Source organism: Vibrio sp. WZ-1 (assembly GCF_052037695.1).
Classification (GTDB): domain Bacteria; phylum Pseudomonadota; class Gammaproteobacteria; order Enterobacterales; family Vibrionaceae; genus Vibrio.
On record NZ_JBQEQR010000051.1, the window covers coordinates 36,359 to 51,625 of the forward strand.

Annotated in this window: 14 protein-coding genes and 1 rRNA gene; 12 read left to right on the plus strand and 3 right to left on the minus strand. The window is 44.8% G+C overall.

The features are described from left to right. Positions 1-81: 81 nt before the first annotated feature. The 3 genes from ACTS60_RS03535 to ACTS60_RS03545 are packed head-to-tail and all read left to right on the plus strand — an operon-like array spanning position 82 to position 3,772. Complete coding sequence (locus tag ACTS60_RS03535) at positions 82-1,482, plus strand: replicative DNA helicase (RefSeq protein ID WP_440887154.1); 1,401 nt, start codon at positions 82-84, stop codon at positions 1,480-1,482. Positions 1,483-1,495: 13 nt separating this feature from the next. After that, complete coding sequence (gene alr, locus ACTS60_RS03540; protein ID WP_440887164.1) at positions 1,496-2,572, plus strand: alanine racemase; 1,077 nt, start codon at positions 1,496-1,498, stop codon at positions 2,570-2,572. A 3-nt stretch (positions 2,573-2,575) separates the two neighbouring features. After that, a complete protein-coding gene (locus ACTS60_RS03545; RefSeq protein ID WP_440887155.1) occupies positions 2,576-3,772 on the plus strand; it encodes a BamA/TamA family outer membrane protein in 1,197 nt (398 codons plus the stop codon). Between the two features lie 51 nt (positions 3,773-3,823). Here ACTS60_RS03545 and ACTS60_RS03550 read toward each other — a convergent pair whose 3' ends face one another. Continuing rightward, complete coding sequence (locus ACTS60_RS03550) at positions 3,824-4,243, minus strand: secondary thiamine-phosphate synthase enzyme YjbQ (RefSeq protein WP_038865477.1); 420 nt, start codon at positions 4,241-4,243, stop codon at positions 3,824-3,826. A gap of 306 nt (positions 4,244-4,549) precedes the next feature. On the opposite strand from ACTS60_RS03550, the gene pgi reads away from it, so the two are divergent. Continuing rightward, positions 4,550-6,202, plus strand: coding sequence for a glucose-6-phosphate isomerase (gene pgi / locus ACTS60_RS03555; RefSeq protein WP_440887156.1), 1,653 nt, complete (start codon positions 4,550-4,552; stop codon positions 6,200-6,202). Positions 6,203-6,301: 99 nt separating this feature from the next. On the opposite strand, the gene ACTS60_RS03560 is transcribed toward pgi, so the two are convergent. After that, complete coding sequence (locus tag ACTS60_RS03560; protein ID WP_010443881.1) at positions 6,302-6,763, minus strand: chemotaxis protein CheX; 462 nt, start codon at positions 6,761-6,763, stop codon at positions 6,302-6,304. A gap of 17 nt (positions 6,764-6,780) precedes the next feature. Then, the gene (zur, locus tag ACTS60_RS03565) at positions 6,781-7,239 is read right to left on the minus strand and encodes a zinc uptake transcriptional repressor Zur (protein ID WP_010443880.1); all 459 of its coding nucleotides are present in this window, start codon (positions 7,237-7,239) and stop codon (positions 6,781-6,783) included. Between the two features lie 279 nt (positions 7,240-7,518). On the opposite strand from zur, the gene dusA reads away from it, so the two are divergent. The 8 genes from dusA to ACTS60_RS03605 all read left to right on the plus strand — a co-directional run. Then, positions 7,519-8,499, plus strand: a complete 981-nt coding sequence (dusA, locus tag ACTS60_RS03570; protein WP_440887157.1) for a tRNA dihydrouridine(20/20a) synthase DusA — start codon at positions 7,519-7,521, stop codon at positions 8,497-8,499. Positions 8,500-8,662: 163 nt separating this feature from the next. After that, positions 8,663-8,878 (plus strand): envelope stress response protein PspG, encoded by a 216-nt coding sequence (gene pspG / locus ACTS60_RS03575; protein WP_440887158.1) that lies wholly within the window; start codon positions 8,663-8,665, stop codon positions 8,876-8,878. Positions 8,879-8,977: 99 nt separating this feature from the next. Then, complete coding sequence (locus ACTS60_RS03580; RefSeq protein WP_440887159.1) at positions 8,978-9,646, plus strand: TIGR04219 family outer membrane beta-barrel protein; 669 nt, start codon at positions 8,978-8,980, stop codon at positions 9,644-9,646. A gap of 149 nt (positions 9,647-9,795) precedes the next feature. Beyond that, entirely contained in the window at positions 9,796-10,026 is a 231-nt protein-coding gene (locus ACTS60_RS03585; protein WP_010443872.1) for a hypothetical protein, read from the plus strand. Positions 10,027-10,142: 116 nt separating this feature from the next. Next, positions 10,143-11,999, plus strand: a complete 1,857-nt coding sequence (locus ACTS60_RS03590; RefSeq protein WP_440887160.1) for an assimilatory sulfite reductase (NADPH) flavoprotein subunit — start codon at positions 10,143-10,145, stop codon at positions 11,997-11,999. Further along, complete coding sequence (gene cysI, locus ACTS60_RS03595) at positions 11,999-13,735, plus strand: assimilatory sulfite reductase (NADPH) hemoprotein subunit (protein ID WP_440887161.1); 1,737 nt, start codon at positions 11,999-12,001, stop codon at positions 13,733-13,735. Before ACTS60_RS03590 ends, cysI begins: the two co-directional genes overlap by 1 nt. Beyond that, complete coding sequence (locus ACTS60_RS03600; RefSeq protein ID WP_440887162.1) at positions 13,728-14,507, plus strand: phosphoadenylyl-sulfate reductase; 780 nt, start codon at positions 13,728-13,730, stop codon at positions 14,505-14,507. Before cysI ends, ACTS60_RS03600 begins: the two co-directional genes overlap by 8 nt. Positions 14,508-15,129: 622 nt before the next feature. Next, a 16S ribosomal RNA gene (locus tag ACTS60_RS03605) occupies positions 15,130-15,267 on the plus strand; the annotation flags it as partial.

Here is a 15,267-nt window from a genome sequence, read left to right on the forward strand (position 1 = left end):
AACTAATTGTCTCATCAGGGAAGCATCTTGGTTAGGTTTAAGGTTATAATCTCGGGTCATTAGTAGTTATCGAGCAAAGTCATGGCGGAAAATAGAAATCGCAAACCTTCAGATAGTCAGGTAGACGCAATCAAAGTCCCACCGCACTCACTAGAAGCCGAGCAATCAGTAATTGGTGGTCTGTTACTGGACAACGAACGCTGGGACACTGTTGCTGAACGTGTTGTTAGTAGTGATTTCTACAGTCGTCCTCACCGTCTGATTTTTGAAGGCGTTAAGACCATTCTTGAGGCGGGTAAACCACTGGATCTGATTACTTTATCAGAGCACCTAGAACGCCATGAGCAGCTCGATGATGTTGGTGGTTTTGCATATCTAGCTGACCTTGCTAAGAACACGCCAAGTGCTGCCAATATTAATGCCTATGCGGATATTGTCGCTGAACGTGCCATTGTTCGTGGCCTAATTGGCGTAGCGAATGAAATCGCAGACGCTGGTTACGACCCGCAAGGAAGAAGCTCTGAAGATTTGATCGATATGGCGGAGAGTAAAGTTTTCGCTATCGCAGAGTCTCGAACCAGCGAAAATGAAGGTCCGCAAAACGTTGATAACATTCTCGAAAAAACGCTTGAGCGTATCGAGATGCTATACAAAACGCCGCAAGATGGCGTGACCGGTGTGAATACTGGTTTTAATGATCTCAATAAGAAAACCGCAGGTCTGCAAGGTTCTGACTTGGTCATTGTAGCGGCACGTCCATCGATGGGTAAAACCACTTTTGCGATGAACTTGTGTGAAAACGCGGCGATGGACCAAGACAAACCGGTACTTATCTTCTCGTTAGAGATGCCTGCCGAACAGTTGATGATGCGTATGCTTGCATCCCTATCTCGCGTTGACCAGACTAAAATCCGTACTGGTCAGCTGGATGATGAAGATTGGGCTCGTATTTCTTCTACCATGGGTATCCTGATGCAGAAGAAAAACATGTACATCGATGACAGTTCTGGTCTAACACCAACAGAAGTGCGTTCTCGAGCACGTCGTGTGGCTCGTGAGCATGGTGGCCTATCGATGATCATGGTCGACTACCTTCAGCTAATGCGTGTTCCTGCTCTCTCTGATAACCGTACTTTGGAGATCGCGGAAATTTCGCGTTCTTTGAAAGCATTGGCGAAAGAATTGAACGTACCAGTTGTTGCACTATCGCAGCTAAACCGTTCCCTAGAGCAGCGTGCCGATAAACGCCCAGTTAACTCAGATTTGCGTGAATCGGGCTCTATCGAGCAGGATGCCGACTTGATCATGTTCATTTACCGTGACGAGGTTTATAACCCAGATAGCCCATACAAAGGTACGGCAGAAATTATTCTTGGTAAGCAACGTAACGGCCCTATCGGCTCGGTTCGCTTAACCTTCCAAGGTCAACACTCGCGCTTCGATAACTACGCGGGCCCAGCATTTGATATTGATGATGAGTAATACCATGAGCTATATGAAAGCCGCGATGGCATGTATTGACTTGTCAGCACTGCAACACAACTTACAACGCGTAAAAGAACAAGCACCAGAAAGCAAAGTAATGGCGGTGGTGAAGGCGAATGGCTATGGTCATGGTCTTCGTCATGTCGCTAAGCATGCCACTCACGCTGATGCATTTGGTGTCGCTCGAATCGAAGAAGCGCTTCAACTTCGCGCTTGTGGTGTCGTAAAGCCGATTCTTCTTCTCGAAGGTTTCTACTCCTCGGGTGATCTACCCGTTTTGGTGACCAACAACATTCAAACGGTTGTTCACTGTGAGGAGCAGCTCGCAGCTCTTGAGCAAGCTGAGCTGGAGACCCCAGTCGTCGTGTGGTTAAAAATCGACAGTGGTATGCACCGACTCGGGGTAAGGCCGGAACAATATGATGAATTTCTTAGTCGATTAAATGCTTGTCCAAATGTAGCAAAGCCGCTGCGTTACATGAGTCACTTTGGTTGTGCAGATGAGCTAGAGAGTAATATCACGACAGAGCAAATTGAGTTGTTTATGTCGTTGACCGCTGGTTGTCAGGGCGAGCGCTCTTTAGCAGCATCGGCAGGTTTACTTGCATGGCCACAGAGCCAACTTGATTGGGTTCGTCCTGGGATTATCATGTATGGTGTTTCACCATTTAATCACCGAACAGCGCAAGACATGGGCTATCGACCAGTCATGACGCTCAAGTCGCACCTGATCGCAGTACGCGAAGTGAAGAAAGGTGAAAGCGTCGGTTATGGTGGTATGTGGACTAGCGAGCGAGACACCAAAGTCGGTGTCATTGCGGTTGGTTACGGCGATGGTTATCCGCGAACAGCGCCAAATGGTACGCCAGTTCTAGTTAACGGACGTAAAGTGCCAGTCGCTGGTCGCGTGTCTATGGATATGTTGACGGTCGATTTAGGACCCGATGCGACTGACAAAGTGAGCGATGAAGCCATTTTGTGGGGTAAGGATTTACCAGTTGAGGAAGTAGCAAGTCACATAGGGACTATTGCTTATGAGCTGGTGACTAAGCTGACTTCTCGCGTTGAAATGGAATACACGAAGTAGCCCATGAAGAACCAAATATGTTTAGTGCTGGCATTTTCTGCCAGCCTTTTTTTATCCCAACAAAGCGTCGCGAAAGAAAAAGACTCTGCATTTGTCCCTTTCTATTTCAGTACCGAAACCTTAGGTAGCACGGTCGGCCTTGCTGGTGTTGCGAAAGGTGTTGGTCAGCCACAAGCGGCACTGTTTGGTATGGGGTTGTATTCAGAGAAAGACAGCTACGTCGGTTTTCTATCTGCTTTCAATTATGCTTTGTCATCAAACTTGTTGTTTAGCACCCAAATGTACCAAGCGCGCTTTAACGACAATCCTTACTACCTAGGCGACCAAGGTTCAAACAGTTCTTCGACAGAGAATAAAACGGTGACCAATGGGTTTGAAGAAAACTACAAGTTAGAGTTTAAGTACTTACTCCCTTGGGGCAATGTGTATGAACACGGTTTACTGGGGGCATTCCAACCGGTTCGCGATGTAAGTTTTGCTTCGCCAGTTGACTCCGGTGTCAGCTCAATTATTTTTACGCCTTTCTATTCTTCTCGTGAGCTAGAGATTTATAATAATAAGAAAGAAGAGGCGACGGGATTTAGCCTAACATTTGATTGGGACAACCGCGATAGTGTACGTAATACCACTCGAGGCTCTCATACCTCGTTTGACTTAACTACGGGAGCGGAGAGCTTACAGTCAGAAGACTTATGGTTGAAGTGGGAGTTCCAAAACAGTCAGTATTACTCGTTGGGTCCGTTAGGCGATTGGTTTGATCAACAAGTGCTGGCGTTTGATTTCTACACTGCGGATACGCCAACTTGGAATCAGTGTGATGGTGCAGCTTGCAGTCGACCACCTGAGCAAGAGCAAGTACGTTTAGGTGGCTTATATCGCCTGCGCGGTTATACCGCAGGCCGTTATCATGGACGTAGCGCGATTCACTATTCTGCAGAATATCGAGTATTGCCGGACTGGCAGCCGCTCGATGATATTCCTCTTATCAACTACTACGATCTGCCTTGGTGGCAGTGGGTGGCGTTTGTTGAGGTGGGGCGAGTCGCTGACGATTACAATCTTAAAGCGCTACATGAAGATATGAAGTGGAGCATTGGTGGCGCAGTGCGCTTCCAAGTGGAAGGGATTGTGGTTCGAACTGAAATGGCAAAAGGTGCCGATGAAGGTACTTTCCGGGTGATGATAAACCAACCGTTCTAAATCGATATAAAATAAAGGCTAACCCAGTGGTTGGCCTTTATTTTATTGGAGTTACTCACCATTGATGGTGGCAATAACACGACGACTGCCACCGTAATCACGGTGCTCGCCTAAGTAAATACCCTGCCATGTTCCCAGCGCTAATTGCCCATTTTGAATAGGAATTGTCACACTGCTGCCAAGTAAAGACGCTTTAATATGAGCTGGCATATCATCATCACCTTCATAGGTATGTTGATAATAAGGCGCACGCTCAGGCACAAACTTATTGAAGTGAGCTTCCATATCCATACGCACAGTCGGGTCGGCATTTTCATTTAAGGTCAAACTGGCAGACGTATGCTGAATGAATAAATGTAACAAACCTACTGAAAGCGATTGGATTTGTGGTAATTGTTGTTCAATTTCATCAGTGATCAGATGAAAGCCTCGACTACGTGCTTTTAATTGCAGAGTTTTTTGTGCCCACATATGCGTTCCTTTGGAAAAATTTGGTTTGGCGTCTATCCTGATCCAATTAGAGCCTGTCATTAGTAAATGATATGATTCCCAACGTCATAAATGAATTGTTTAAATTCGAAACAGGGAACGTGACCTAACTCAATGTGAGTGTAAGGGCACTCAGTCATAATTGGCGACTGAAAAAAAATTACAAAGACTTGTTTTGTGGCAATTTGCCCTAACATCTTATTTATATTCTATTTGCTAAATCGGGGATTCCGCAGTTTTCGCTAGACTGTAAGGAATGGAACCTACTGTAACATCGGGATAAAGACCATGTTGAAAAATATCAATCCAACGCAAACACAAGCTTGGAAAGCGCTAACTGCGCATTTCGAATCTGCACAAGATATGGATCTGAAAGAGCTATTTGCTCAAGACGCTGCGCGTTTCGACAAATACTCTGCACGCTTCGGCTCAGACATCCTAGTCGATTACTCAAAGAACCTAATCAACGAGGAAACTCTGAAGCACCTTTTCGCTCTTGCTAACGAGACTGAGCTTAAGTCAGCAATTGAAGCGATGTTCAGTGGTGAAGCGATCAACAAAACAGAAGATCGCGCAGTTCTTCACACTGCACTACGTAACCGTTCGAACAAACCTGTAGTGGTTGGCGGCGAAGACGTAATGCCAGCAGTAAACGCGGTTCTAGAAAAAATTAAATCATTCACTGAGCGTGTAATCGGCGGTGAGTGGAAAGGTTATACAGGTAAAGCAATCACAGATATCGTCAACATCGGTATCGGCGGTTCTGACCTTGGTCCTTACATGGTGACTGAAGCATTGGCACCATACAAAAACCACCTGAACCTACACTTCGTTTCTAACGTAGATGGTACTCACATCGTTGAAACTTTGAAGAAAGTAGACCCAGAAACCACACTATTCTTGATCGCGTCTAAGACGTTCACGACTCAAGAAACCATGACAAATGCGCACTCTGCTCGTGATTGGTTCCTAGCAACTGCTGGCGATCAAGCACACGTTGCTAAGCACTTCGCTGCACTATCTACTAACGCTCCTGCAGTATCTGAGTTTGGTATTGATACAGACAACATGTTTGAGTTCTGGGACTGGGTTGGTGGTCGTTACTCACTATGGTCAGCAATCGGTCTTTCAATTGCTTTGTCTGTAGGTTACGACAACTTCATTGAGCTTCTAGACGGTGCTCACGAGATGGATAACCACTTTGTATCGGCAGATCTAGAAAGTAACATCCCAGTGATTCTTGCTCTGATTGGTATTTGGTACAACAACTTCCATGGCGCTGAGTCTGAAGCAATCCTACCTTACGACCAGTACATGCACCGTTTCGCGGCGTACTTCCAGCAAGGTAACATGGAATCTAACGGTAAGTACGTAGACCGTGAAGGTAACGCAGTGACTTACCAAACTGGTCCTATCATCTGGGGTGAACCAGGTACTAACGGTCAGCACGCGTTCTACCAGCTGATTCACCAAGGCACTAAGCTAATTCCATGTGACTTCATTGCACCAGCAATCAGCCACAACCCAGCAAGCGACCACCACCAAAAACTGATGTCTAACTTCTTTGCTCAAACAGAAGCATTGGCATTTGGTAAGTCTGCAGAAACTGTAAAAGCAGAATTTGCGAAAGCAGGTAAGAGTGAAGAAGAAATGGCGTCTCTAGTACCGTTCAAAGTATTTGAAGGTAACCGCCCAACGAACTCTATCCTAGTTAAGCAAATCACACCTCGCACGCTAGGTAACCTGATCGCAATGTACGAGCACAAAATCTTCGTTCAAGGCGTTATCTGGAACATCTTCAGCTTCGACCAATGGGGTGTTGAGCTAGGTAAACAACTAGCGAACCAAATCCTACCTGAGCTAGCAGATGAGTCAGAAATCAACTCACACGACAGCTCGACAAACGGTCTAATCAATGCATTTAAAGCGTTCAAAGCTTAATGGTTGAATAGAAACAGAAAAGGTCAGCAAATGCTGACCTTTTTATTGCCTGAGGCAGAAACAAAATAGGTTGGCACTGACCAACCTATTTCTTCTCGATTACTCGAAGCAAATCTCAATGAAGGCATTTCCCCACTGTGAAGAGAAAGGCATGATAATGATTGAGCCTTCACACTTGTGGCGAATGGTGTGACCTTTACCTGATACTACAACTGGGGTTGCCATATCAAAATCAAAACCACTTTCAGCCAGAATACGTTTTGCGCCGCCAGTCACCATATTAGTGATTTCACCGACCATATCCGTAACTTCTTCGTTTAATCCATTCGGGCGTTCGCCCAGCATGTTTTGCATGATTTCTAGCGCTAGAGCTTCGTCAAAAGTAATCGACATTGAACCTCTAGTTTGAGCTCCAACCATACCGATCAAACCAGACACATCGCCACGTGCGATTTCGTCCTTCTTGATTCGGGGTTTTTGAGGCTTCAGCTCCAAGGAAGCCATCGTTTTTAGTACATTCATTAATGAAGCTAAAAACGGGTTTACAAATTCAGCGCGCATAACGTTCTTCTATATACTTATTCTTTCATTTCGGAGGAACATGTTTGGCATGTACCATGCGTTTCGATTACCTGATTAGTAACTCGAAAGCCATGCTTCTCTGCGTTATTGGCTAACAAGGATATCAGTGTCTCATCTTCAAGTTCAACGACGTCGCCACATTTATCGCAAATTAGCAATTGGAAATAGTGCTGATCGGTGTTGCAAGAGCAACAAGTGATGAAACTATTGGTAGACTCGACTCTATGAATGAAACCTTGTTCCAACAGAAAATCTAAAGCCCGATATACTGTAGGAGGCTTGGCTTGAGGTTCGCTCTCCTTTAGTTGCTCCAATAGCTCATACGCACTAGAGGCGCGGCGATTAGAACAAATAAGCTCAAAAACGCGTCGACGCTGTGGAGTTAATCTTACTCCTCTGGCCGCACATATTCCTTCAATTTGTTCAATGATTGTTGGGTCCAAATCCTTCACCATAACTATTGGACTAGCCTAATGATAAACCATTTCTATTGGAACTTGGTTTAGAAATTCTTAATTTTACCTGCTATCAAAACGAAAATCATGACTTAAAGCAAATTGCGTGGGGCTTAAACAATGAAATAGTGCAGGAACACACACTTTATGCTTACCTCCTATGGCCTGAAATTGCCATCGAGACTCGCATCCCAAAGCCCAATAGGTATACAATAGCCGACTTGAATTTTGAGCGCTAATCACGCTCCCTTAATTAATACGTATATGGGTGTTTTTATCATGACTCATTCTTGCAGGCTCTCGGTAGCACCAATGCTTGATTGGACAGATCGTCATTGCCGTTATTTCCATCGCTTGATGACCAAAGAAACCTTGTTGTATACCGAAATGGTAACGACAGGTGCAATCATTCATGGAAAAGGGGATTTCCTAGCTTATAACGAAGAAGAGCATCCGTTAGCCCTTCAGCTTGGTGGTTCTAACCCGGCAGATTTGGCGACGTGTGCCAAGTTAGCCCAAGAGCGTGGTTATGATGAAATCAACCTTAACGTAGGTTGCCCATCTGATCGTGTGCAAAACGGCCGCTTTGGTGCATGCCTAATGGCAGAGCCTCAGTTGGTAGCAGACTGCGTAGCAGCGATGAAATCTGTTGTGGATATTCCCGTAACAGTAAAAACACGTATTGGTATCGACGATCAAGACTCTTATGAGTTCCTAACAGACTTCGTTTCGATTGTGTCTGAAAAAGGTGGCTGTGAGCAATTTACTATTCATGCGCGCAAAGCGTGGCTGAGTGGTTTGAGCCCGAAAGAAAACCGTGAAATCCCACCATTGGATTACCCACGGGCATATCAATTGAAGCAAGACTTTTCGCATCTGACTATTGCTATCAATGGTGGCGTGAAGTCACTAGAAGAAGCAAAAGAGCATCTACAACACCTAGATGGTGTAATGATCGGTCGTGAAGCCTACCAAAGCCCTTACTTGCTAGCGTCTGTTGATCAAGAGCTATTTGGTTCAACTGCTCCAGTTAAAAAGCGTAGTGAAATTGTCGAAGAGATGTACCCGTACATTGAAGCACAATTGGCAAAAGGTGCTTACATTGGTCATATTACGCGTCATATGTTGGGCTTGTTCCAAAATATGCCGGGCGCTCGTCAATGGCGTCGTCACATCAGTGAAAACGCACACAAGCCGGGCTCAGGCCTAGAAGTGCTACAAGATGCGCTAGCGAAGATTCCAAAAGAATTGAATGTGTAAATTTCACCAGTGGTTGGTAAAAATTGCCAACTAACAAATAGTAAAGCCAGAGTGTAGAAATGCCTCTGGCTTTATTTTTATATATAGATCATGTGCTTAAGTTTGATTTGTTAAGTTGGTATAGAACCTGCTCTAGTAAAACTAAAACAAAGGAGAAGTGATTATGTTAGAACTCATCTTTATTTTGGTTTTCACGGCAACTTTGCTAGTTACGGGTATTACGATGGTCACGGTATTTGCTGCGACGGGAATTGCTTTAGTGGTGATGTTCTTGCTTGGAATGGTCGGTGTAGTGATGAAGTTATTACCTTGGATAATCGTTATAGCATTAGGTATTTGGTTTTTTAAAAACTGCGTTGCTCAACCTCGTTATAAATAAGTTGTTATGGATATTTAGTTGATGGGGGGCTGTGAGAATATGATATTATTCCGGTACGCCCCTTAATGTTGAAATCAGCTATCTCGGAGTAAAAATCACATGACATATAAAGCGACCATCGCTTTAGCGACAGTATCACTATCGTTGGCAGCGTCTTACCCTTGTTTTGCAGAAGAGTCTTCTGTTACTGCTAAGGTAGGAGCGGAAGTTTGGGCGGCAGATACTAAAGTGAATGAGGTTAGAAGAGATAGCAGTACAACCGGCACTTTTTACGCGGCAATTGAGCACGATGTAAAGTATGTGCCAAATGCTCGCCTTCGCTATTCAAGCGTTGATGCGGATTACATGGGCTTCGATAAGCTAGACCTTACGCTTTACTACCAAGTTCTTGAGCATGATTTGCTTCATTTTGATGCGGGTCTTACCTTTAGTAATTTGAGTGATACGAAATACGTAGATGCAGGAACGCCCTCTCGAACAGCAGATTTTGATGAGCTGATTTGGGCTTGGTATGGCTACGCAGAAATTACAGTACCGAACACTAATTTTGATGTGATTGGTGAAATGAACTTTGGTGATAACAAAGGCATCAAAAGCACTGATTTAATGGCTGGCATGCAATATCGACTGCCTTTCCAAGAATCTCAACTGGCTTTTCGTGGTGGTTACCGCGTGATTGATTTAGAGTCGGAAGAGTTCTTGTCGAGCTTAGGTAAAGAGTTCATCTTTGCAAACGGGTTCTTTGTATCGGCAGAGTACTCTTTCTAGCTCGATACACCTCAATTCTTTAAAACGTCGCCTTATAAGCGGCGTTTTTTTATATCACTTAATTATATTAAATCGAATTTCTCGCCCAAGTTTCAGACTTCGACCATGCTTATCTAAGAGCAATGTATAAAGTTGGAGCAGGGACTGCGATGACAATAAATGAATTACGACATCTATTTCGTGACAACCAGCTAGTCGAGGCCATTATTGAACCATCAATTCAAGAGGGCGGATGGGTTGTTGAGTTTCGCCATGCGCGTGGTGGGTTTGTCTGTCTTACGGACAGTCATGGAGAAGAGTGCCTCTACGATGATCTCGATACGGCTTCAAAATCGGCCATGGCAGTCGGCTTTCAACAAGTTCGCATTGAAGATCGTTGAATCCAAATTTCGCTTTCGTACTTCCAAAAAGTTATAAAACATTCACTTCTATTCTTTCTTGTTATTAGGGAGGTTGGTTAATCTATCGTCACGCAATGAATAGGGATGTCGTGACAATGTCTTTTCAAAAGAATGTATCGGAAGAAAATAAAGGGCAGAGTGGTAACCCACCAATCGCAAGCCCGATCAATGACCAACAATTTAATGCACTCCAGCAAACTGTCTCTGAGTTGTCTTCACAACAACTCGCATGGGTCAGTGGTTACTTCTGGGGGCTAGCTCAAAACCAACCAAGTGCAGCGGCTGCAACCCCGATCGCGCAAGCGGCAGCAGCGGTAGCGGCTAAACCAGCAGGCAAGCTAAGTATTATTTTTGCATCCCAAACTGGTAATGCCAAAGGTGTTGCAGAAGCACTAGAGCAAGAGGCCAAAGCTCAAGGCATTGCTGTAGAGCTATTTGATGCCAGCGATTACAAAGGTAAGAACCTTGCAAAAGAGACCCATGTGATCATCGTGGCGTCGACTAATGGTGAAGGTGAAGCGCCGGATAATGCTATTGAGCTGCATGAATTCCTCCAATCTAAGAAAGCCCCTAAGCTGCCAAACTTGCAGTACGCGGTAATTGCATTAGGCGATTCAAGCTATGAGTTTTTCTGTCAAACGGGTAAAGACTTCGATACTTACTTGTCTAAGTTAGGTGCAACGGCCTTCATCGATCGCATTGATTGCGATGTGGATTATGAAGCGCCTGCTGCTGAATGGCGTAAGCAAGCGCTTAAACAAGTAAAAGAAGCCCTTTCTTCAGGTAATGAAGCAGAAGTGGTTCAACTGCCAGTCGGCCAAGCTGCCCCAGGGCATTCTGCCTACAATAAGCAAAACCCATATACCGCAACACTACTGACTAGCCAGAAAATCACGGGGCGTGATTCAGGTAAAGACGTCCGTCATGTAGAGATTGATCTCGAAGAGTCGGGTTTGGCCTATCAGCCAGGTGATGCCCTAGGTGTGTGGTTTGACAATAGCTCTGAGCTTGCTAACGCTGTTTTGGCTAAAGCAGGGCTTTCTGGTGTCGAGAGCGTTGAAGTGGATGGCGAAAGTCTTTCTATTCATAGTGCGTTGGTCAGCAAATACGAGATCACCGCATCAAACCCTCAGTTTGTCACCAAATTCGCAGAGCTATCTGGTAGCAAGAAACTGCAAAAGCTAGTGGAAGATAAAGACAAACTTCGCGAGTACGCTGCAAATACGCAAGTGGTAGATGTGCTTGCAGAGAAGAAGACCAAGTTAAGTGCAGAAGAGTTGGTTGGTTTACTTCGTCGATTGACACCTCGTCTATATTCTATCGCTTCGAGTCAAACGGAAGTGGATGAAGAAGTTCACCTGACCGTAGGCTTGGTTGAATACGACAAAGGTGATGAAAAGCGCTATGGCGGTGCCTCAAGCTTCCTAGCTCAACGCCTAGAAGAAGGCGGTGAAGTGAAAGTGTTTGTTGAGCACAACAATAACTTCAAACTGCCACAAGATGACAACACACCAATCATCATGGTTGGTCCTGGTACCGGTATTGCGCCTTTCCGCAGCTTTATTCAAGAGCGTGATAACCGTGATGCGGAAGGCAAGAACTGGTTGTTCTTTGGTGACCGTACCTTTACTCAAGATTTCCTTTACCAAGTTGAATGGCAGAAGTATCTCAAGTCAGGTTTGCTGACCCGCCTTGATGTTGCGTTTAGTCGTGACCAAGCAGAGAAGGTTTACGTTCAACATCGCATCCTAGAAAACGCTGAACAAGTTTGGCAATGGATTCAGGATGGTGCCTACATCTATGTATGTGGTGATGCCACTCGTATGGCAAAAGATGTTCACGATGCGCTGGTATTTGTAGCCGAGCAACAAGGCAAGCTATCTCGTGAAGAAGCAGAAGCATTTATCAACGATCTACGTAAAGCGAAACGTTACCAAAGGGATGTGTACTAATGAGCGCGAATCAACAATCAAACAGCCAAGAAGTATTAGGTGAGGTGCTTGGTCCACTCTCGGATAACGAGCGTCTTAAGAGAGAAAGTAATTTACTGCGTGGAACCATTGAACAAGATCTGCAAGATCGTATTACTGGTGGCTTTACTGCAGACAACTTCCAATTGATTCGTTTCCACGGAATGTACCAGCAAGATGACCGTGATATCCGTAATGAGCGTGCTAAACAAAAGTTGGAACCGTTGCACAACGTCATGCTTCGTGCACGTATGCCGGGTGGCATCATTACACCAAAGCAATGGCTAGCGATCGACAAGTTTGCAACCGAGCACTCTTTATATGGAAGTATTCGTCTTACTACTCGTCAAACGTTCCAGTTCCATGGCGTGCTAAAACCAAATATCAAGTTGATGCATCAAACGCTAAACAGCATTGGTATTGATTCGATTGCAACCGCGGGTGATGTTAACCGTAACGTGTTGTGTACCACTAACCCAGTGGAGTCGGAGCTACACCAAGAAGCTTACGAATGGGCGAAAAAGATCAGCGAGCATTTACTACCGAAGACACGCGCTTATGCCGAGATTTGGCTAGATGGTGAAAAAGTAGAAAGCACTGAAGAAGACGAGCCGATTCTGGGTAAGAACTATTTGCCACGTAAGTTTAAAACCACAGTGGTCATCCCACCGCAAAACGATGTAGATGTACATGCTAACGATCTGAACTTCGTTGCGATTGCAGATAACGGCAAGCTGGTTGGTTTTAACGTGCTCGTTGGTGGTGGTCTAGCGATGACACACGGTGACACGTCAACCTACCCCCGTCGAGCGGATGACTTTGGTTTTATCCCACTAGAGAAAACACTTGATGTTGCCGCGGCTGTAGTAACAACTCAACGCGATTGGGGTAACCGTTCAAACCGTAAGAATGCAAAAACTAAGTACACATTAGATCGTGTCGGCAGTGATGTGTTTAAAGCGGAAGTAGAAAAACGTGCCGGTGTTAAGTTTGAGCAGAGCCGTCCTTACGAATTCACAGAACGTGGTGACCGTATCGGTTGGGTAGAAGGGATTGATGGTAAACATCACTTAGCGCTCTTCATTGAAAACGGTCGTCTGTTGGACTTCCCAGGTAAACCACTTAAGACGGGTGTTGCTGAAATTGCCAAAATCCATAAAGGCGACTTCCGCATGACAGCAAACCAAAACTTGATTGTTGCCGGTGTACCGAAAAGCCAAAAAGCGAAGATTGAGAAGATTGCTCGTGAACATGGTCTGATGGATGACGGTGTAAGTGAGCAGCGTAAGAACTCGATGGCGTGTGTGGCATTCCCAACTTGTCCATTAGCAATGGCAGAAGCGGAGCGTTTCCTTCCCCAATTTGTTACCGATGTAGAAGATATTCTAGAAAAGCATGGTCTGCCTGAAGAAGACAATATCATTCTTCGTGTAACAGGGTGTCCAAATGGTTGTGGTCGAGCAATGCTGGCAGAAATCGGCTTAGTTGGTAAAGCACCAGGCCGATACAACTTACACCTAGGTGGTAACCGCGGTGGTACTCGAGTACCGAAGATGTATAAAGAGAACATTACGGATAAGCAAATCTTAGAAGAGATTGATCAGCTGGTGGCTCGTTGGGCTGCTGAACGTGAAGAAGGCGAAGCATTTGGCGACTTCACGATTCGAGCTGGCATTATCCAAGAAGTGTTCGTATCAAAGAGGGACTTCCATGCTTGATTCTGTAGCGTCCAAACCGGAGCTAGCAGAGTTACTGACATTAACAAAGACGGAGCAAATCCTCCGTCTTGCTCAAATCAATGTCGAGCTCGAACAGCTTTCGGCACAAGAGAGAGTAAAGTGGGCATTGGAGAACTTGGAAGGGGAGTTCGCAGTCTCTTCCAGTTTCGGTATCCAAGCCGCAGTGATGCTCCATCTTGTGACACAACAAAAGCCGGACATTCCAATCATCCTAACGGACACCGGTTATCTATTTGCAGAAACTTATCAATTTATCGACCAGCTGAAAGCGCAACTGAACCTCAACCTTAAAGTGTACCGAGCAAAAGAAAGTGCCCATTGGCAAGAAGCACGTTATGGAAAACTTTGGGAACAAGGTATAGAGGGAATTGAAAAGTACAATAAGATAAATAAGGTCGAACCGATGCGACGCGCTTTACGTGAGCAGAATGTTGGTACTTGGTTTTCCGGATTACGTCGAGAGCAAAGTCAATCTCGTGCAGGTCTACCAATCTTATCGATTCAAAATGGTGTGTTTAAGTTCTTGCCCGTGATCGACTGGACAAATAAAGATGTGCACTATTATCTAGAAGAATACGGTTTAAGTTATCACCCTCTTTGGGAGCAAGGTTACCTTTCTGTCGGTGATACTCATACGACTAAAAAATGGGAGCCCGGAATGTCGGAAGAAGAAACCCGCTTCTTCGGATTAAAGCGTGAATGTGGATTGCATGAAGATGATGGCTCCGAGCAAGATGGTTCGGGTATCTAGTCATAAGGTTGGCTATAACTGACTTTCAGGTAAATAAAGAAAGCTGCTGTAAAGCAGCTTTCTTTATTTATAAGGTATGAAAATGGGCCTTAAAAGGATAACTCTGTGGATAAGTTGTTTGCCTTCTTTGGGTAAAGTTGGATAAATAAGGCTTTGATCGAAAACTCAGCGTTTAACCATTGTTTTTGCAATTTTTGCAAAATAACGCTTGCCAATGTGAGCGTGATCTCTATAATGCCTCCTTGTCGACAGGGCAGAGCTCACAAGGGTTCAACGCAAAGTCGGCAAGGTCAGAAAGAAAAACGAAATAATTTGAAAAAGTGTTTGACACAAAAAATTATCTCGCTAGAATGGCCGCCTCTTCCGAAGTGATGTGAGTCACAAAGAAGATTAGCTCTTTAAAAATAAGAACCTATCAATCTGTGTGGGCACTCGTTGATGATAATCCAATTAGATACTTCGGTATCAAATTAGGTTTCAATGAAACGAAGTGACCATTCGAATTGGGAAGCAGCCTTGAGCTGTTTTGTTTTACTTTTCTAAAGTGAAAACCAATAAGAGCACAGTCAATTCAAACATTACTTTATGTAATGTTCAGTATTCATTGAGCCGACAAAATCTTAAATTGAAGAGTTTGATCATGGCTCAGATTGAACGCTGGCGGCAGGCCTAACACATGCAAGTCGAGCGGAAACGAGTTATCTGAACCTTCGGGGAACGATAACGGCGTCGAGCGGCGGACGGGTGAGTAATGCCTAGG